Origin of the sequence: Campylobacter sp. CFSAN093260 (assembly GCF_012890095.1) — a bacterium.
Classification (GTDB): Bacteria; Campylobacterota; Campylobacteria; order Campylobacterales; family Campylobacteraceae; genus Campylobacter_D; species Campylobacter_D jejuni.
In genome coordinates this window covers 1574687-1591076 of the sequence record NZ_CP040618.1, presented here as the reverse complement: position 1 = coordinate 1591076, position 16390 = coordinate 1574687, and the positions used below count along the sequence as shown (strand labels likewise).

The 16390-nt window shown below is 31.5% G+C and carries 18 protein-coding genes, 5 tRNA genes and 1 pseudogene; 15 read left to right on the top strand and 9 right to left on the bottom strand.

Annotated elements, in window-relative coordinates; genetic code table 11:
• The first annotated feature begins 103 nt into the window (after positions 1–103).
• The 3 genes from FBF22_RS08110 (at position 104) to FBF22_RS08100 (ending at position 3027) form a co-directional block, all read left to right on the top strand.
• Positions 104–1372 carry a citrate synthase gene (locus FBF22_RS08110; protein WP_002851494.1) on the top strand — a complete coding sequence of 423 codons (1269 nt, stop codon included), beginning with the start codon at positions 104–106 and terminating at the stop codon, positions 1370–1372.
• 79 nt (positions 1373–1451) lie between these two features.
• Positions 1452–2216, top strand: a complete 765-nt coding sequence (locus FBF22_RS08105; RefSeq protein WP_002868269.1) for a 3'(2'),5'-bisphosphate nucleotidase CysQ — start codon at positions 1452–1454, stop codon at positions 2214–2216.
• A gap of 40 nt (positions 2217–2256) precedes the next feature.
• Entirely contained in the window at positions 2257–3027 is a 771-nt protein-coding gene (locus FBF22_RS08100; protein WP_074482806.1) for a hypothetical protein, read from the top strand.
• Positions 3028–3050: 23 nt separating this feature from the next.
• On the opposite strand, the gene FBF22_RS08095 is transcribed toward FBF22_RS08100, so the two are convergent.
• Genes FBF22_RS08095 through FBF22_RS08085 form a run of 3 tightly spaced genes read right to left on the bottom strand, consistent with a single transcriptional unit; the run spans position 3051 to position 4965 of the window.
• A complete protein-coding gene (locus FBF22_RS08095; protein WP_002884217.1) occupies positions 3051–3827 on the bottom strand; it encodes a UDP-N-acetylmuramate dehydrogenase in 777 nt (258 codons plus the stop codon).
• A complete protein-coding gene (gene fliQ, locus FBF22_RS08090; protein ID WP_002851290.1) occupies positions 3824–4093 on the bottom strand; it encodes a flagellar biosynthesis protein FliQ in 270 nt (89 codons plus the stop codon). The genes FBF22_RS08095 and fliQ overlap by 4 nt, the downstream gene beginning before the upstream one ends.
• A gap of 11 nt (positions 4094–4104) precedes the next feature.
• Positions 4105–4965 (bottom strand): menaquinone biosynthesis family protein, encoded by an 861-nt coding sequence (locus FBF22_RS08085; protein WP_002856256.1) that lies wholly within the window; start codon positions 4963–4965, stop codon positions 4105–4107.
• 105 nt (positions 4966–5070) lie between these two features.
• Between FBF22_RS08085 and recA the strand changes: the two genes are divergently transcribed.
• The 12 genes and pseudogenes from recA to FBF22_RS08025 all read left to right on the top strand — a co-directional run bounded on the left by recA (position 5071) and on the right by FBF22_RS08025 (position 10928).
• Positions 5071–6102: a recombinase RecA gene (recA, locus tag FBF22_RS08080; protein WP_002884219.1), complete on the top strand. Its 1032-nt coding sequence runs from the start codon at positions 5071–5073 to the stop codon at positions 6100–6102.
• Positions 6102–7346, top strand: coding sequence for a phosphopyruvate hydratase (gene eno / locus FBF22_RS08075; protein WP_002856489.1), 1245 nt, complete (start codon positions 6102–6104; stop codon positions 7344–7346). Before recA ends, eno begins: the two co-directional genes overlap by 1 nt.
• A gap of 65 nt (positions 7347–7411) precedes the next feature.
• The gene (locus FBF22_RS08070; RefSeq protein WP_002839177.1) at positions 7412–7615 is read left to right on the top strand and encodes a hypothetical protein; all 204 of its coding nucleotides are present in this window, start codon (positions 7412–7414) and stop codon (positions 7613–7615) included.
• A complete protein-coding gene (cgpA, locus tag FBF22_RS08065; protein WP_002884222.1) occupies positions 7605–8261 on the top strand; it encodes a glycoprotein CgpA in 657 nt (218 codons plus the stop codon). The genes FBF22_RS08070 and cgpA overlap by 11 nt, the downstream gene beginning before the upstream one ends.
• Positions 8261–9108: pseudogene (locus FBF22_RS08060) on the top strand (DNA ligase). Before cgpA ends, FBF22_RS08060 begins: the two are co-directional and overlap by 1 nt.
• Positions 9109–9150: 42 nt before the next feature.
• Positions 9151–9228, top strand: a tRNA-Pro gene (locus FBF22_RS08055).
• Positions 9229–9252: 24 nt separating this feature from the next.
• Positions 9253–9329, top strand: a tRNA-His gene (locus tag FBF22_RS08050).
• Positions 9330–9332: 3 nt separating this feature from the next.
• Positions 9333–9409 (top strand) — tRNA-Arg (locus FBF22_RS08045).
• Positions 9410–9423: 14 nt separating this feature from the next.
• Positions 9424–9500: transfer RNA gene (locus FBF22_RS08040), tRNA-Arg, on the top strand.
• 4 nt (positions 9501–9504) lie between these two features.
• Positions 9505–9589: transfer RNA gene (locus FBF22_RS08035), tRNA-Leu, on the top strand.
• 195 nt (positions 9590–9784) lie between these two features.
• Positions 9785–10210, top strand: a complete 426-nt coding sequence (locus FBF22_RS08030; RefSeq protein WP_002884223.1) for a hypothetical protein — start codon at positions 9785–9787, stop codon at positions 10208–10210.
• 280 nt (positions 10211–10490) lie between these two features.
• Positions 10491–10928, top strand: coding sequence for a DUF411 domain-containing protein (locus FBF22_RS08025; protein ID WP_002858990.1), 438 nt, complete (start codon positions 10491–10493; stop codon positions 10926–10928).
• Between the two features lie 9 nt (positions 10929–10937).
• On the opposite strand, the gene traF is transcribed toward FBF22_RS08025, so the two are convergent.
• The 6 genes from traF to FBF22_RS07995 are packed head-to-tail and all read right to left on the bottom strand — an operon-like array spanning position 10938 to position 16327.
• A complete protein-coding gene (gene traF, locus FBF22_RS08020; protein ID WP_002851157.1) occupies positions 10938–11441 on the bottom strand; it encodes a conjugal transfer protein TraF in 504 nt (167 codons plus the stop codon).
• Positions 11402–11890, bottom strand: coding sequence for a TlpA disulfide reductase family protein (locus FBF22_RS08015; protein WP_002884226.1), 489 nt, complete (start codon positions 11888–11890; stop codon positions 11402–11404). Before FBF22_RS08015 ends, traF begins: the two co-directional genes overlap by 40 nt.
• Positions 11887–12540 (bottom strand): ABC transporter ATP-binding protein, encoded by a 654-nt coding sequence (locus FBF22_RS08010; RefSeq protein ID WP_002858988.1) that lies wholly within the window; start codon positions 12538–12540, stop codon positions 11887–11889. Before FBF22_RS08010 ends, FBF22_RS08015 begins: the two co-directional genes overlap by 4 nt.
• Positions 12537–13655, bottom strand: a complete 1119-nt coding sequence (locus FBF22_RS08005) for an FtsX-like permease family protein (protein ID WP_002884234.1) — start codon at positions 13653–13655, stop codon at positions 12537–12539. Before FBF22_RS08005 ends, FBF22_RS08010 begins: the two co-directional genes overlap by 4 nt.
• A complete protein-coding gene (locus FBF22_RS08000) occupies positions 13645–14937 on the bottom strand; it encodes an ABC transporter permease (protein WP_079264878.1) in 1293 nt (430 codons plus the stop codon). The genes FBF22_RS08005 and FBF22_RS08000 overlap by 11 nt, the downstream gene beginning before the upstream one ends.
• Positions 14924–16327: a Fe-S-containing protein gene (locus tag FBF22_RS07995; protein ID WP_002860100.1), complete on the bottom strand. Its 1404-nt coding sequence runs from the start codon at positions 16325–16327 to the stop codon at positions 14924–14926. Before FBF22_RS07995 ends, FBF22_RS08000 begins: the two co-directional genes overlap by 14 nt.
• Positions 16328–16390 lie beyond the last annotated feature (63 nt).

The window sequence follows — 16390 nt, the reverse complement described above, 5'->3', positions numbered from 1 at the left end:
TTACTCAAAAAAGCAAATAAAATCTTAAAAATTTAATAATAAAAAAACTCATAATCGTCCTTTTTTGTTAGAATTAATAAAAGTAACAATAAAAGGAGCGAAAATGTCAAATTCCGTTACTATAACCGATAATAGAAATGGAAAAAGCTATGAATTTCCTATATATGACGGTACAACTGGACCAAGCGTTGTAGATATGTCAAGTTTTTATAAACAAACAGGAATGTTTTCTTATGATGAGGGCTTGACTTCTACAGCTACTTGTAAATCAAAAATCACTTATATTGATGGAGAAAACGGAATTTTAATGCACCGTGGCTATCCTATAGAGTGGCTTGCTGAAAACAAACTTTATTTAGATGTGGTTCATCTTTTACTTTATAAAGAATTGCCTGATGCTACGCGTCTTGAAGCATTTCGTTATGAAATGAAAAAGCGTTCTTTTATCCATGAAGGTATGCATCGTCTTTTTGATTCTTTCCCTGATAATGCTCATCCTATGGCAGTTTTACAAGGTGCTGTTTCATCGCTTAGTGCTTTTTATCCTGATCATTTAAACATGAATGTAAAAGAAGAATATATGGAAATGGCAGCTAGAATAGTAGCTAAAATCCCTACTATAGTGGCCACTGCTTATAGATATAAACACGGCTTTCCTATGGCTTATCCAAATTTAGATCGTGGTTTTACAGAAAATTTCTTATATATGTTAAGAACCTATCCTTACGATCATGTAGAGCTTAAACCTATAGAAGTAAAAGCACTTGATACAGTTTTTATGCTTCATGCAGATCATGAGCAAAATGCTTCAACTTCAACAGTTCGTGCTGTGGGTTCAACTCACGCTCATCCTTATGCCTGTATAGCAGCAGGTATTGGTGCGCTTTGGGGTCATGCACATGGTGGAGCTAATGAAGGTGTTATTAGAATGCTTGAGCAAATAGGTAGTGTTGATAGGGTAGATGAATTCATCAAAAGAGCTAAGGATAAAAACGATCCTTTCCGCTTGATGGGCTTTGGGCATAGGGTTTATAAAAATTTTGATCCTAGAGCAAAAGTACTTAAAAAACTTCGTGATCAACTTATTGATGAGTTGGGTATTGATACCAATCTTATTAAAGTAGCAACGCGTATAGAAGAGATTGCTTTAAGCGATGATTATTTTGTTCAAAGAGGGTTATATCCGAATGTTGATTTTCATAGTGGACTTATTTTAAAAGCCTTAGGTATTCCAAATGAAATGTTTGCTACTTTATTTGTTATAGGGCGCACCCCAGGATGGATAGCTCAGTGGATAGAACAAAAAGAGCAAGAAAGTCTTAAAATAGTCCGTCCAAGACAACTTTATTTGGGTGAAACTAGTAAAATTTAATTAAAATTTTTGTGGAAATTAAAAATTCCACAAAATCTTCTTGTATAATTTTAAAAAATCTTATAGAAAGTTTATAATCATGCTTAATCTTGATAAATTTTTAGAAATTGCTATAAATGCTAGCAATCAAGCTTCTAAAGCTATTTTAGAAGAGAGAAAAAATTTCAAAACTTGGGAAAAAGAAGATAAAAGCCCGCTTACATCAGCAGATCTTGCTTCTAATAAAATTCTAAATGATATTTTGGGTTCTACGGATATTAAAATTCTATCAGAAGAAAAATTACTCAGCAAAGAAGAGTGTGAAGAATTAAAAACTTTTTGGCTTATCGATCCTCTTGATGGAACAAGTGGTTTTTTAAAAGGCAGTGATGAATTTTGCGTTATGATAAGTTTGGTTCATGACAATCGCCCTGTTTTATCACTCATACAAAATCCATCAAAAGGTGATATATTCTATGCTCATGCAAAAACCAAGGTTTATAAAAACGATAAACCTTTGCAAATTGACCAGCAAGAATACGAGAAAAATAAATATAAAGCCTTATTGAGTGTTAATCATCTTAGCAAAGAAGATGAAGACTTTGCAAAAGAGCATCAATTAGAAGCTATTAATATAGGCTCTGGATTGAAATTTTGTGCTATTTTAGAGGCTAGGGCAGGAGTTTATAAAAGATTTGAAAAGCTTAATATTTGGGATATTGTAGCAGGAGATTTTTTGATTAATCAAAATGGAGGATTTATGGGCGATTTTTCTAAAAAATACATTTTATATAACCCTTTAAGTTATAAATCCAATCCTTTTATTTGTGTTTCATCTAGGAATTTTTTACAAGATTTTTTATAAAATAAAGAGTATAATTTTTATATTTAAATAGTTTATAAGGATGAAGATGAGGTATTGTTTCATTTTGTTTTTAAGTTTAGTTTTAAGTTCTAATCTTTTAGCGAATAATTTTTCTCAGAAAAAGGTTATTAAAATTGAAAAAAGCGCAGATAGCTTTGAAGTAATAGATCTAAATCAAAATGTTGCAAATCCAAATTTAAATCAACAAAAAGCATTGTTTGATAGTTCTACTTTAATTGAAAAAAAATCGCAAATCACCAAAGATAAGGATATTGATTTTGCTATTGTATTAACTTCTAGGAAAAATTTTGGTTATTTTTTAGATGGTTTTAGGGTGAGTGATAAGGAATTTTCTACATTATTTGCTAAAAATTTGATTCAAAGTTTAAAGCTTAATTGGGTTAATTCTGCTGCAAATGGTATTTATCAAAGTCCTAAAACTTTGTCATATTTTAGCCCTAAGGATGCAAAACTTATAAATGTAAGTCCTTTTTTAACACAAGAAAAAGATAAGGCTAAAATGTATGCTAAATTTACAGATTATGTTGTGGTGGTAAATTTGCAAGATTTTTATGTAAATATTACAAATTATTTTATCACAACTAGTAAAGAGGGTGTGGCTAATGTTAATTTTAAAATTATTTCTACAAGCAATGGAAAAATTCTTGTAGCAAAAAATGCAGAATTAAATTTGACATTAAAAGATCAAGATGCAAAACAAAATTATCAAGATATTGTAAATCAAATGCCAAAAATGTTAGCTAGTGTTATAGATAATGAAATAAAAAAATTAAAATTAACTATCAATTAATTTAAAGATATATTGAAAAATTTTTAGATAATAATCACTTCATTTTCTAAGTTTATGCCAAATTCTTCAAAGACTTTTTTTCTAGCTAATTCGATAAGAAAAAACGCATCTTCAAAACTTGCATTTTTTTTATTGATTAAAAAATTTGCGTGTTTATCGCTTAACATAGCATCTCCTTTACTAAAGCCTTTAAGCCCTACAGCTTCGATTAAACGTCCTGCAAAGTCGTTTTTTGGATTTTTAAAGATAGAGCCAAAACTTGCTCCACTAGGTTGGTTGCTTCTTGCATTTTTTAAAGCTTCATCTTTAAGGGTATCAAAACCGAAATTTAATTTAAATTCAGCCCAAAAAAAAGGCATATTTAAAGGACAAAAACGATAATCAAAATTTATATTTTCTCTTAGAATTTCGCCTTGAGAAGTAGCAATTTTGATTAAATTTTGACTGATACACTCTCCTTTAAGCCCTGCATTCATTTTCAAAAGCCCACCAAGTGTGCCAGGAATTTTGCTTAAATACTCAAAACCCTTAAGATTATTTTCTTTAGCAAAGCGATATATTTTACTTGATTTTGTTTTGCAGCCTATGCGAAGATGTATAAAATCTTTATTTTGATCTAAAATTTGTATAAAATCAAAACCATCTCCTAAAATTCCTATATTTTTAGGTTTTGGGCTAATTAAAAGGTTATTTGCACCACCTATTAAAAAACCATCAAAATCACAAATTTGATCCAAAACTAAAACTTCAAATTCGTTTCCTATACGCACAGAAGAGTATTTTTTAAAATCAATGATCATTTGATAAAAGTTGGAATTTGATTTAGTATATTCTCAGTAAAATCAATCATAGTTGTAGTCATCCAAGGCATTAAAAAGATTAAAATAACCACAACCAAGATGATTTTAGGAACAAAAGAAAGTGTCATTTCATTAATCTGTGTAGTTGCTTGAAAAATACTGATTACAAGCCCTGCAATAAGCCCTGCTAAAAGCATAGGCAAGGAAAGTAAAAGTGTGATTTTAAAGGTTTGCACTCCAAGAGCAACTAAGGTACTTTCGTCCATTTTTATCCTTTTTAAGAATTTCTAGCTTCTTCGTATTCGCTAGGGATAAGATAATCATTTACATGTATGATTTTATCATAAAATTTATAATCATATCCTAGTTTAAAAAGCGTATCTACAGCTAAAAGTTGAGTTTGATTCATGCTAATAGAGTTTTTATTGGCATATAAATTAAGATAAGTATCAAGTTTTTCTTCATTAACACGGATAAGTTTTCTTTCCATAAGCATGGGGGCTAAAATTTTACGATTTGCATCGGCAATTTTTACAGCATTGGTTAAATCCCTTTCAATCTTAATCGCATCGCTTAAAGGCAAAGAGCGACGCAAAGCCATTCCACCTAAAGGCAAAGGTAAATTTTCTTTAGCAAATTCAAGCCATATATCCCAAAGTTCTGCTTCTACGCAAAGACTTTGATCAAATTCTAAAATGCTTTCATGGATCAAAACTCCTGCATCTACTTCGCCACTTAAAACCGCATTTTCAATGTCTAAAAAATTTTTATAAATAATTCTTGCTTCAGGATATTTCATACGAAAAATCAAAGCATTGGTGGTATTTGCTCCACTCAAAGCGACTTTAAAATTTCTTTTTAAATGCGTGTCTTTTTTCTTGATGAGTTTTGGCCCATAACCTTCACCAAAACTCACTGCTGTGCGTAAAAGCGCATACTCAGAAGCGATTAAAGGATAAAGCCCAAAAGAAATAGCCGTAGCATCAAATTCATTTTTCAAGGCAAATTCATTTAAAGTTTGTATATCTAAAGCTGTATTTTCATAAGCAAAATCATTCCCTATCCACCCAAATTTAATAGCCATATACATAAAAATATCATCAGCATCAGGAGAATGTGCAATAGTAATTTTTTTCATCTATGCTTCCTTTAAATCTTTGCTTTAATTCTAGCAAAATAAATCATTATTTAATTTTATTTTGTTAGAATTCTAACTAAAAATTTAGAATTTTTAAGGAAAGTTATGGATGATAATAAAAGAAAATCTCTAGACGCTGCCCTAAAAAGTTTAGATAAAACCTTTGGAAAAGGCACTATTTTAAGACTAGGGGATAAAGAAGTCGAGCAAATCGATAGCATAGGCACAGGTTCAGTTGGGCTTGATCTTGCTTTAGGTATAGGCGGTGTTCCAAAAGGAAGAATTATAGAAATTTATGGACCTGAAAGTTCAGGTAAAACCACTCTAACTTTACATATTATCGCAGAATGCCAAAAAGCAGGTGGAGTTTGTGCTTTTATCGATGCAGAACATGCGCTTGATGTAAAATATGCTAAAAATTTGGGTGTAAATACAGATGATTTGTATGTTTCTCAGCCTGATTTTGGAGAACAAGCCTTAGAAATTGTAGAAACTATAGCAAGAAGTGGCGCAGTAGATCTTATCGTAGTAGATAGCGTTGCAGCACTTACTCCAAAAGCAGAAATTGAAGGCGATATGGGCGATCAACATGTAGGACTTCAAGCAAGACTTATGTCTCAAGCTCTAAGAAAACTTACAGGTATAGTTCATAAAATGAATACCACAGTAATTTTCATCAACCAAATTCGTATGAAAATTGGTGCTATGGGTTATGGCACTCCTGAAACTACAACAGGTGGAAATGCATTAAAATTCTATGCTTCTGTGCGTTTAGATGTTAGAAAAGTAGCAACCTTAAAACAAAACGAAGAACCTATAGGAAACCGCGTTAAAGTAAAAGTAGTTAAAAATAAAGTTGCTCCTCCATTCAGACAAGCTGAATTTGATGTGATGTTTGGAGAGGGTTTAAGCCGTGAAGGTGAATTGATCGATTATGGTGTAAAACTTGATATCGTAGATAAAAGTGGTGCGTGGTTTTCTTATAAAGATAAAAAACTTGGACAAGGTAGAGAAAATTCAAAAGCTTTCTTAAAAGAAAACCCTGAAATTGCAGATGAAATCACAAAAGCAATTCAAAATTCTATGGGAATAGAAGGTATGATCAGCGGTAGCGAAGATGGCGAAGGAGAAGAATAATGTTAGTAATTGAAGATGTTAGAGCCTATGAAGTTCTTGATAGTAGAGGAAATCCAACCGTAAAAGCCGAAGTTACGCTAAGCGATGGAAGTGTAGGTGCGGCCATAGTTCCAAGTGGTGCAAGTACAGGTTCAAAAGAAGCCTTAGAATTGCGTGATAATGATGAAAGATTTGGCGGAAAAGGCGTTTTAAAAGCTGTTGCAAATGTCAATGAGACCATTGCAGATGAAATTTTAGGACTAGATGCTTTTAATCAAACTCAACTTGATGATACTTTGCGTGAGCTTGATGGAACAAATAATTACTCAAATTTAGGTGCAAATGCGACTTTAGGAGTATCTATGGCAACAGCTCGTGCGGCTGCAGCTGCTTTGGGAATGCCTTTATATCGCTACTTAGGTGGTGCAAATGCGAGCATTTTACCCGTGCCAATGTGTAATATCATAAATGGCGGTGCTCATGCAAACAACAATGTAGATTTTCAAGAATTTATGATCATGCCTTTTGGTTTTACTAGCTTTAAAGAAGCTTTGCGTTCAGTTTGTGAAATTTATGCGATATTAAAAAAAGAACTCGCAAATTCTGGACATTCTACGGCTTTAGGTGATGAAGGCGGTTTTGCTCCAAATTTAGCTAACAACACAGAACCTATCGATCTTTTAATGACTTGTATCAAAAAAGCAGGTTATGAAAATCGTGTAAAAATCGCTCTTGATGTGGCAAGTACAGAATTTTTCAAAGATGGCAAATATCACATGGAAGGCAAGGCTTTTTCAAGCGAGGATTTGATCGAACGCTATGTAGAACTTTGTGCAAAATATCCAATTTGCAGTATCGAAGATGGCTTAGCTGAAAATGACTTTGAAGGTTGGATTAAGCTTACTGAAAAATTGGGCAATAAAATTCAGCTTGTAGGCGATGATTTGTTTGTAACTAATGAAGATATTTTAAGAGAAGGCATCATCAAAAAAATGGCAAATGCTGTGCTTATTAAACCAAATCAAATCGGAACTATTACCCAAACTATGAGAACTGTGCGTTTAGCGCAAAGAAATAACTATAAATGTGTGATGAGTCATAGAAGCGGCGAAAGTGAAGATGCTTTTATAGCGGATTTTGCTGTGGCTTTAAATACAGGACAAATCAAAACAGGAGCCCTAGCAAGAGGTGAAAGAACCGCAAAATACAATCGCTTGCTTGAAATTGAACTTGAAAGCGATGAATACTTAGGAGAAAAGCTCTGAGCGATTTACTTAAAGAATACGACGAAAGCACAAGAAAAAAAAGTTTTTATACCCATGTTATAAAAATGATTTTTTGGGCTTTTCTTGTTGTAATTGGAGCGATTTATTTTGGCAATATGTTTTTTGGGCAGTATTCTTTAGATACTTTATTAAGCTTAGAAAATACCAAAGAAGAGCTTAATAAAAAGATTATTTTGCTCAAAGAACAAAATGCTAAAGCACAAAAAGATTATTTTGAATTAAAAGGATTATACCCAAATGAAAACTAGAATTTTGGCAATATTTTTTATTTTTACCTCTCTTTTATATGCTGATGAAAATCCTTTTAAGACAGATCAAAATATAACCTTGGTTGCTCCACCTGAATTTCAAAAAGAGGAAGTTAAATTTAATTCTAGTGCAAGAATTTTAAAAAGCATCAGTTTTAATTATATCAATTTAGACGGAAGTGAAGATAAGATCGATTTAGATGTCAATAAAAGTATTGATTGGCACGATACTTATACTATATCAAGATTTAAAAGTCCTGATCCTTCAAAAGTACTCGATGTTTCAGTTACTATACCTGAAAAAAATAGCTCCAAACAAAACTCAACAGCCAATGTTGAAATACCTTTACAGGTTGCAAAGATTTATGATTTTATTTCTTATGCGGTTTATAAAAATAAAATAAAACTTAACACTAGTGATGAAATGATTACAGATTTTTCAGTAGGAAATCCAAGTAAAATCGTTATAGATTTTAGATCTAAAATGATTAGCCCTACAAAAAACATACGCCTTAGCAATTCTATTTTTAAACGCATAGACTTTGGATCTCATAAAGGATATTATCGACTTGTAATATATCTTGATGGAACTTATAATTATAATATTCAAAAAGATGCAACTGGATATATGATTAATCTGCTTTGATGAGGTTTGTTTTTTTAATATGTTGTGCTTGTTTAGTTTTTGCTAATGAAATTTTACTTCTTAGCAAATTCGATAAGCAAGATTTTAACTCTAAAGATTTTAATGCTTATTTGATGAGCGAAAAACTTGATGGAGTGCGTGGAATTTGGGATGGGAAATATCTAAAAACTCGCCAAAATTACAAAATAAAAACTCCTGACTTTTTTACAAAAATTTCCCTCCTTTTGCTATTGATGGTGAGCTTTGGATAGCAAGAAATAAATTTGATGAAATTTCAGCTTTAATTCGTAGTGGCGATAGTAATTTGACCTTATGGAAGGAAGTAACTTATAATATTTTTGATGTGCCAAATGCTTGCGAAGAATTTCAAATTTCTACTTGTACTCTTAAAAATCGTTTGGCTGTTTTAGAAGAGTATTTGCAAAAATATCCTAGTGCCTATATAAAAATTATTCCTCAAATTCCAGTTGAAAATCAAAATAATTTAAATCAATTTTACGAAAGCATTATAAAAAATCAAGGTGAAGGTATTGTCATACGCAAAAATTTAAGTCCTTATGAAAAAGGCAGAAGTAAAAATGCTATGAAATTAAAACCCTATGATGATGCAGAGTGTGAGTTAGTAGGATTTCGCAAGGGCAAGGGTAAATTTGAAAATCAAGTAGGTGCCTTACTTTGTAAAATGCCTAATGGACAAATCATTAAAATAGGCAGTGGTTTAAAAGATGAAGATAGAAAAAATCCTCCAAAAATTGGTAGTATTGTGACTTATAAATTTAATGGATTGACCAAAAATTCCTTACCTCGCTTTCCAGTTTTTTTAAGACTAAGAGATGAAAATCCTTGACTTTAAAATTATTTTGTGATAAAATATTTCCTTTTATTTATTCGGGGTGTAGCGCAGTCTGGTTAGCGCACTTGGTTTGGGACCAAGGGGCCGAAGGTTCGAATCCTTTCACCCCGACCATTTTTTATAAATTTATACAAAATGGTGAGTGTAGCTCAGTCGGTTAGAGCATCAGATTGTGGTCCTGAGGGTCGTGGGTTCAATTCCCATCACTCACCCCACTAGCGCTCGTAGCTCAACTGGATAGAGCGACAGACTTCGGATCTGTAGGTTATGGGTTCGATTCCTATCGGGCGCACCACCAAGATTTTATATGCGTTCATAGCTCAGCTGGATAGAGCAACGGCCTTCTAAGCCGTAGGTCAGAGGTTCGAATCCTCTTGGGCGTACCACTTTGCGGATGTGGTGAAATTGGCAGACACGCCAGACTTAGGATCTGGTGCAGCAATGCGTGAAGGTTCAAGTCCTTTCATCCGCACCACTTACTTTTATCATTTTCAAACAAGAGTTGATTTCTCATAAATTTTTATTTCATTTTAAAATTTCTTATGATTGTTAGATAAAATGCAAATTTAATTTAGATAAATTTAAAAATTATCTTGCAAAAGATTTGAAAAATAATTAAAATATACAAAATTCAATTCAAGGAGATTAAAATGAAAAATTAGGTTTAGCTTTGGCAGTTTTAGTTGCTTTAAATGTGTCAGCATTTGCAGGTGTTATCATCACTATACATGATTCTAATTTAGTTAAAGTATCAGGGGGAGATGATGCCTATGCAAAAATGGCTTTAGAAGATGCTAAAGAAGAAATGAAAAGTCAATTTAACACTGATAACTTAGAGATTTACGCTATAGAAAGCATCAAGAAAGATGATCCAGAGCACTATAATGTTATTCAAAGGGGTTCTTTTAAAGTAATGAAACAAAAGATAGCAAAAGGAAAGATTGTTTATTATAATGAATTCTTAGTTGTAGATAGAAAAACAAATTGGGCTGCTGAATGGAATATTGAATGTGTTAAAGGGGATAAATATACAAAATCAAGCGATAAGGTTTCTTGTGATGGTGGAGCTGCTGATAAGTTCTATAATTTCAAATAATACTTGAAAGCTCTATATTTTAGAGCTTTCACACTATAAAGGTTTTAACTATAAAAAACATAGTATAAAATATATCTAAATTTTAAGCTTTTTAAGTTAAAAAATTCTAGTTTTTTAAAATCGTTTTATCTTTTATATCTTTGCCGTAAAGACAAAATCAGCACCCATTAAAAATCTTTTTCTTGATTAAATTTTTGTAAATTCATTTTTAGTGTTAAAAATGTGATGATATTAACTTTATAAAAGTATTATTATATATTTTTTACTTAGGATAGCAATTATGAAAAAAACAATTTTAACCATTCTTTTTTTACTCACTCTTACGCAGGCTAAGGAAATACAAGTTTATGAAAGTCCTACTTGTGGCTGTTGTGATCTTTGGGCTGATTATATGAAAGCTAAGGGTTATGAGGTTAGTGTTCATAAAACCAATGATTTTCTTAAAATCAAAGAAAAAATGGGTATAAAAGATGAGTATCAAAGTTGCCATACAGGTGTGATTGAAGGCTATGCTATTGAAGGGCATGTTCCTGAAAGTGCTATAGCATGGTTGCTTGAAAACAAACCTAAAGATGTTATAGGAATTTCAGCTCCTGGCATGCCGCAAGGAAGTCCAGGAATGGAACAAGGTTATAGTGAAAAATATCCTGTAATTTTGATGAAAAAAGATGGAAGCTATGAGCTTTATGGATATTTTATAGGGGATAAAAAGCTTTAAAGTAAATTTTTAGCTTTTTACTTTTTTGATTTCTTTTTCAAGTATGCTATAAGGAGTTAAGCCTATGAATTTTTCATCCATTTTTCCTTCTTTGAAAAAACTAAGCACAGGTACTCCATATATTTCCCCAATGGCACTTGAAAGGTATTTAGCTGCTCTTTTTTCATAAAACATTGCTAAATTAGATAAACCTTTTTCATCAGCCCAAGCTTTTGCATCGTTTGCATCGTTTGCATCGCCTAAAACCACAAAGATATTAAAATCATAATTTTTAGCCAAATTCTGTAAAATAGGAATTTGTTCTTTGCAAACTCCGCAATCTTTTGTGAAAAATACTAAGGCAAAATTTTGTGCTTTATCATTTAGTTTTAGGCTTTTTTCAAAACCATTGTAGGCAAAATTATAGGTTTTATCGCTATTTAAAGCTTTAAAATTTTCTCCACTATCACAAGCTACAAAAAATAAAGCTATGATTAAAGCAAAGAAATAAGCTTGGATTCGAAAAATTCCCATGGTTTTTCTCCTAAAATTCTATCTTTTATCATCCCATCTTTAATGATGATGGTAGTAGGGGTTGCAAACACAGCGTAACGATCATTGGTGATTTTAAGATCGTCTTTTAAAACTTTTACATTTTTAAAGTTAAATTGTTCGGCTAAAACCTTAACCACATTGGCATTATCGATGGAATTTATAGCATAAACACTGATTTTATTGGGGTGATTTTGTATGAATTCATCTAAAGAAGGGAGTTCTTTTAAGCAAGAAGGGCAGCCATTTTGAAAAAAGACTAAGACTTTTAAACTTGTATTATCATCAGCAAGTTTTACAGCTTTTCCTAAGGTATCTTTAGCTGAAATTTCAGCGCTTTTTTCTCCAACTTTTCCAGTATCTTTTGAATTTTCAAAAGAACAAGCATTGAGCAAAAACAAAATGCTTAAGATTAAAAGGCTTTTTTTCATTTTAACACCCCATGTTGTAAGATAAGGGTTCGATCTGCGAATTTGGCTAAATCAGGATTGTGTGTGATTAAAACTATGGTTTTACCTTCATTTTTTAATTTTTGCAAGGTTTGAAGAACGATTTGTTCATTGGCTTCATCTAAATTTCCTGTGGGTTCATCTGCGAGTAAAAGCTCTGGGTTGTTGATTAAAGCTCTTGCTATACAAACTCTTTGTTGTTCTCCGCCACTTAATTGGCTAGGTAAATGAGTGAGTCTATGCGAAAGTCCTACTTTTTCAAGAACCATTTTGGCATCTTCTTCATCTACACTTGAGTGATAATGCTGAGAGAGCATAACATTTTCTAAGGCGTTAAGATAGGGGATAAGATGAAATTGTTGAAAGACAAGCCCTATTTTTTCACGACGCAAGGTGATTTTTTGCTCTTCATCCATTTGCTCTAGGTTTTCATTATCCAAGATATACTCTCCAGAGCTTGGAGTATCCATGAGTGATAGTATGTTTAAAAGCGTTGATTTTCCACTTCCTGATGGACCCATGATGGCAAGCCATTCTCCTTCATAGACGCTTAAGTTGATATTGTTTAAGGCTTTAACTTTGCCAAATTCTTTATTTAAATTGTTGATTTTAATAAGTTCTTTTTTCATCATTCACCTTTCAAATTTTCACACACATTGATTTTTAATGCTCTTTTTATAGGAAAAAATGCAGCCAAAAAGGCAAAAATCAAAGAAATGATTAAGGCTATAAAAACAGCTATAAATCTAAAATCAATACTAGAATTAAAAATCAAATAACCAAAGACATTGGCTAAAAATATCCCACAAAAAGCTCCGATTAAACTAGCAAAAAAACTTACTATAAAGCATTCACTAGCAAAAAGTTTAAAAATTTCACTTTTTTTCGCACCCAAGGCTAAACGCAGTGCGATTTCTTTTTTGCGAGAAAATACAATAGAACTTAAAGTTGTATTAACGCTAGTAGTAACTATGATCAATACTACAAGTATGATTAAAAACATTAAAGCTTTGATTTTTCCAAGCACTAAACCTTCACTTAAGGATACTGAAGATATAGGTTTTGCATCGATGAATTCATTGCTGATTGCTTGTGTTTTGGCTTTAACTTCATCAAAATTTCCATAAACTACAGCATTAGCATAGTTAATACCGGCTCTATCGCTTAAATTTTGCACCACGCTTAAAGGGGCTAAAACAATGCTATCAAATTCATCATTGCTTGAAAGTATGCCTTTTATGGTAAGTTTTATGCTTTTTCCATTGTTTGGATTGTAAATTTGAAGTTCATTACCTGTTTTTAGGCCTAGTTGCTTGGCTAAATTAACCCCTAAAAAGGCTGAATTTTCATCAAAATCATTTAGAGAAAAGCTTCCTTCTTTAACTTCTAAAAAAGGTTTAGTGATTTTTAAAGCCTTAAAATCAGTGCCTAAAACCACTCCGCTTGTACTGCCTAAATTTAAAAAATCATACAAAAAAGGAGTTAAAGCCCTAGCCTTTAAATTTTCTTTTATTTTTTCATACTCAGCATTGGAGATAAAATTTTCATCTTGTTTAGGGCTTATCATTACATTTGCTCCATAAGCTTTTAATTCTTTAGAAAGTTTGGTGTCAATATCAAAATAAATATTTAAAAAAGCTGAGCAAGTAAGTGCTCCTATAAAAACACTTAAAACTATTATAAAAAGTCTTTGATAAGAAAAGCTAATGCTTTTAAAAAGCTCATTAAGGAAAAACTTATCTACCATAAAGCACTCCTGCAGCTGAAAGTTGTGTGATATTTTTTATAGGAAGCAAGCAACCAAGTAAGGCAATAAGTCCTGCAAAAATAAAGCTTAAAGGTAAAGCTATAAAGGCTATATCAATAAAATATCCAAAAATACTAAGACTGATGATTTGAGAAAGTGCTGTGCCAAAAATAAAGCCAAATAAAGCAGCAAATAAAGCTACGATTAAATTTTCACTAGCAAAGATGAGATAAATTTGAAAAGTATTAGCACCAAGTACTTTTAAAAGTCCTATTTCTTTCTTTCTGCGATGAATTTCAGAACTCATTAGACTTGAAATCGCAATGCTTGCAACAATAAGACAAATAATGCAAGTAATGCCCATTAAGGATTGGATCTTTTTAACCACCAAGCTTTGAGCATCGCTTATAGCATTTAGAGCTTTTGCATCAGCACCTGGTAAGCCATCGCTAATTTGACTAGCGATTGAGCCTACATAAGCTGAGCAATACCATTTGTCATATTCTAACTGATCTAATTTTTCTTCTCCCATGCGACGTACTTTTTCAGAAAGGGCTGATTCAGGTATGGTAAAAGCTCTTACTTCTGCACTTGAGTAAAGCCCTTGTTTGTTGAGTAAATCTTGAGCTAAATTTAAAGGAGCGATGATTTTATTTGACATTTTAGGATTGCCATGAAGTAAAATGCCTACGATTTTTGCTTCTTTGCTTTGATTGTTTTCTCCTATGAGTTTGATAGTATCTCCTAATTTTAATTTATTGTTTTTAGCAAAGTCTTCGCCTAGCATGATTTCATTGCTATCATCTTTTGTCCATTCTCCTTGCACTGCTAAATAAGGATAAAGACTTTTTATACCTGTGATAAAATCATCATCATCTTTAATTTTTATGGCTTTTTGAAAATAAGTACCATAAATAAGTGCTTTTTGTTGGGAGTTTTCAATTGTGATTTTACCTTCCAAAAAAGGAGCAAGTGCGGTGATGTTGTTACGCCAATAAATGTCTTTAATCATATATAAATTTTTTTCTTCTAGGTAGTTTTTGTTTTTTAAGGGTTCATAAAGTTCATTACCTATTTCTATACTAAGGCTTGAGCCTTTGGGTAAAACAAGGATATTAGAGCCATAGCTTTTGAGTTGTTTAGTTACTTCATCACCTATACTTAGGGTAATATTTAGCATAGTAGAGAGCAAAAGCGTGGCTAAAAAACAAGTAAGAAAGGCTAAAAATTTTTGAATTTTGTTTTTAAATATAGAGTTAAAAATCATTTTAGCCAACATCATTTCTCCTTTGGATTAAAAATTGGGCTTCGTTTTCTTCTACATATTTTGTAGGATCTTTTTTAAATTCTTCATAGTTGTTTTGATTTGAAAAATAATAAGTAATCCCTTTATAGCTATAAGAAAAAGGAGCTTGGGTGTTTATAACCTTTGTTTTTGATACAGGATCTTGCACTTCAATTTCTTTGATTTGACTAAAATAATTAGATCCTGCTATTACATCTTTAACATCTATGGTGATTTTTTTACCATCGTATTCGTATTTGAGTGGGATAGGATTGCAACCCCCGCTTTTACCTACACTTGGCAAGAAAATACGCACATTGCAAGAAATGCAAATGAGTTGTCCATCTTTTTTGATATAGCCCATATCTCCACAAATCATACAAGCATCAAAAACAGCTACAGGAGAATCCTTATCTTCTCTTTTGTTGATAAGAAAAAACCTTATCACTTTGCCTTCAGCACTGATATAAGCAAAGCGGTGGAGTTTGTTATCCCTTAAAAGAGCTATATCAAAGATAAATTTGCCATTCTTATCGGGTAAAATTTCTTTAGGCTCATCTATGGTTAAAGGCTTAGAGCTTACCATAAAAAAGTATAAAACAATGCAAAAACTTATAACACAGGAGATAAAAACACTGGAAAAATAGCGATTAATAAGACTTGTTTTAGCTTCGTTTTTGCGATAATTTATATCTAAAATTTGTTTTTTGCTTATATTTTTTTTGCGAATTTTTAAGCTTAAGAATGCTAAAAAAGTGATGAAAATTAAATAAACATAAATTCCAAAAACACCAAAATAATTACTTTTTCCTACAAAACTCACCAAAAAAGCATGAGTTTCTATGATGGAATTTCGCATTAAAGTAAGCAAGATATTGGCTAGAGCTTTATCGCTTTCTATAAGGATAAGCAGTAAAAACAGCATAAAGCTTGTTTTTTGATTAAAATTTTTTTGCCATTTTAAAAAGAAGAAAATCAAAATACAAACAAGCAAGGCTAAAGCAATAAAACCTAAAGAACTTATACCTTCGCTATCGATTAAAGAGCTAGTAAAAATAGGGAAATCTTGACTTAAAAAATAATAATGCAAAGCGGTGCAAAAACTTAAAATTCCCAATAAAATAAAATTTAAAATTTCAATTTTTTTCCAAAAATAAAATATAAAGCTTACTAGCAATAAACCTATAAAAACAAAATCAAAATTAAAGATTAAATTTTCGGTTTTTAAAAATTGTGCTGCGATAAAAAAAGCAAAATATCCAAATAAAAAGCCCAAAAAAACTACTAAAAAACTTTTAAAAATATATTTTTTATTAGGAGTGATAAAGGCCATTAAAATACTTAGCGGTAAAACACTGATAAGAAAATGCACAAAATATATACTCATAATTTACTCTTTAAACATTGTTATTTTAATTTTTCAAATAAAAATAAAAATATTCAAACACTC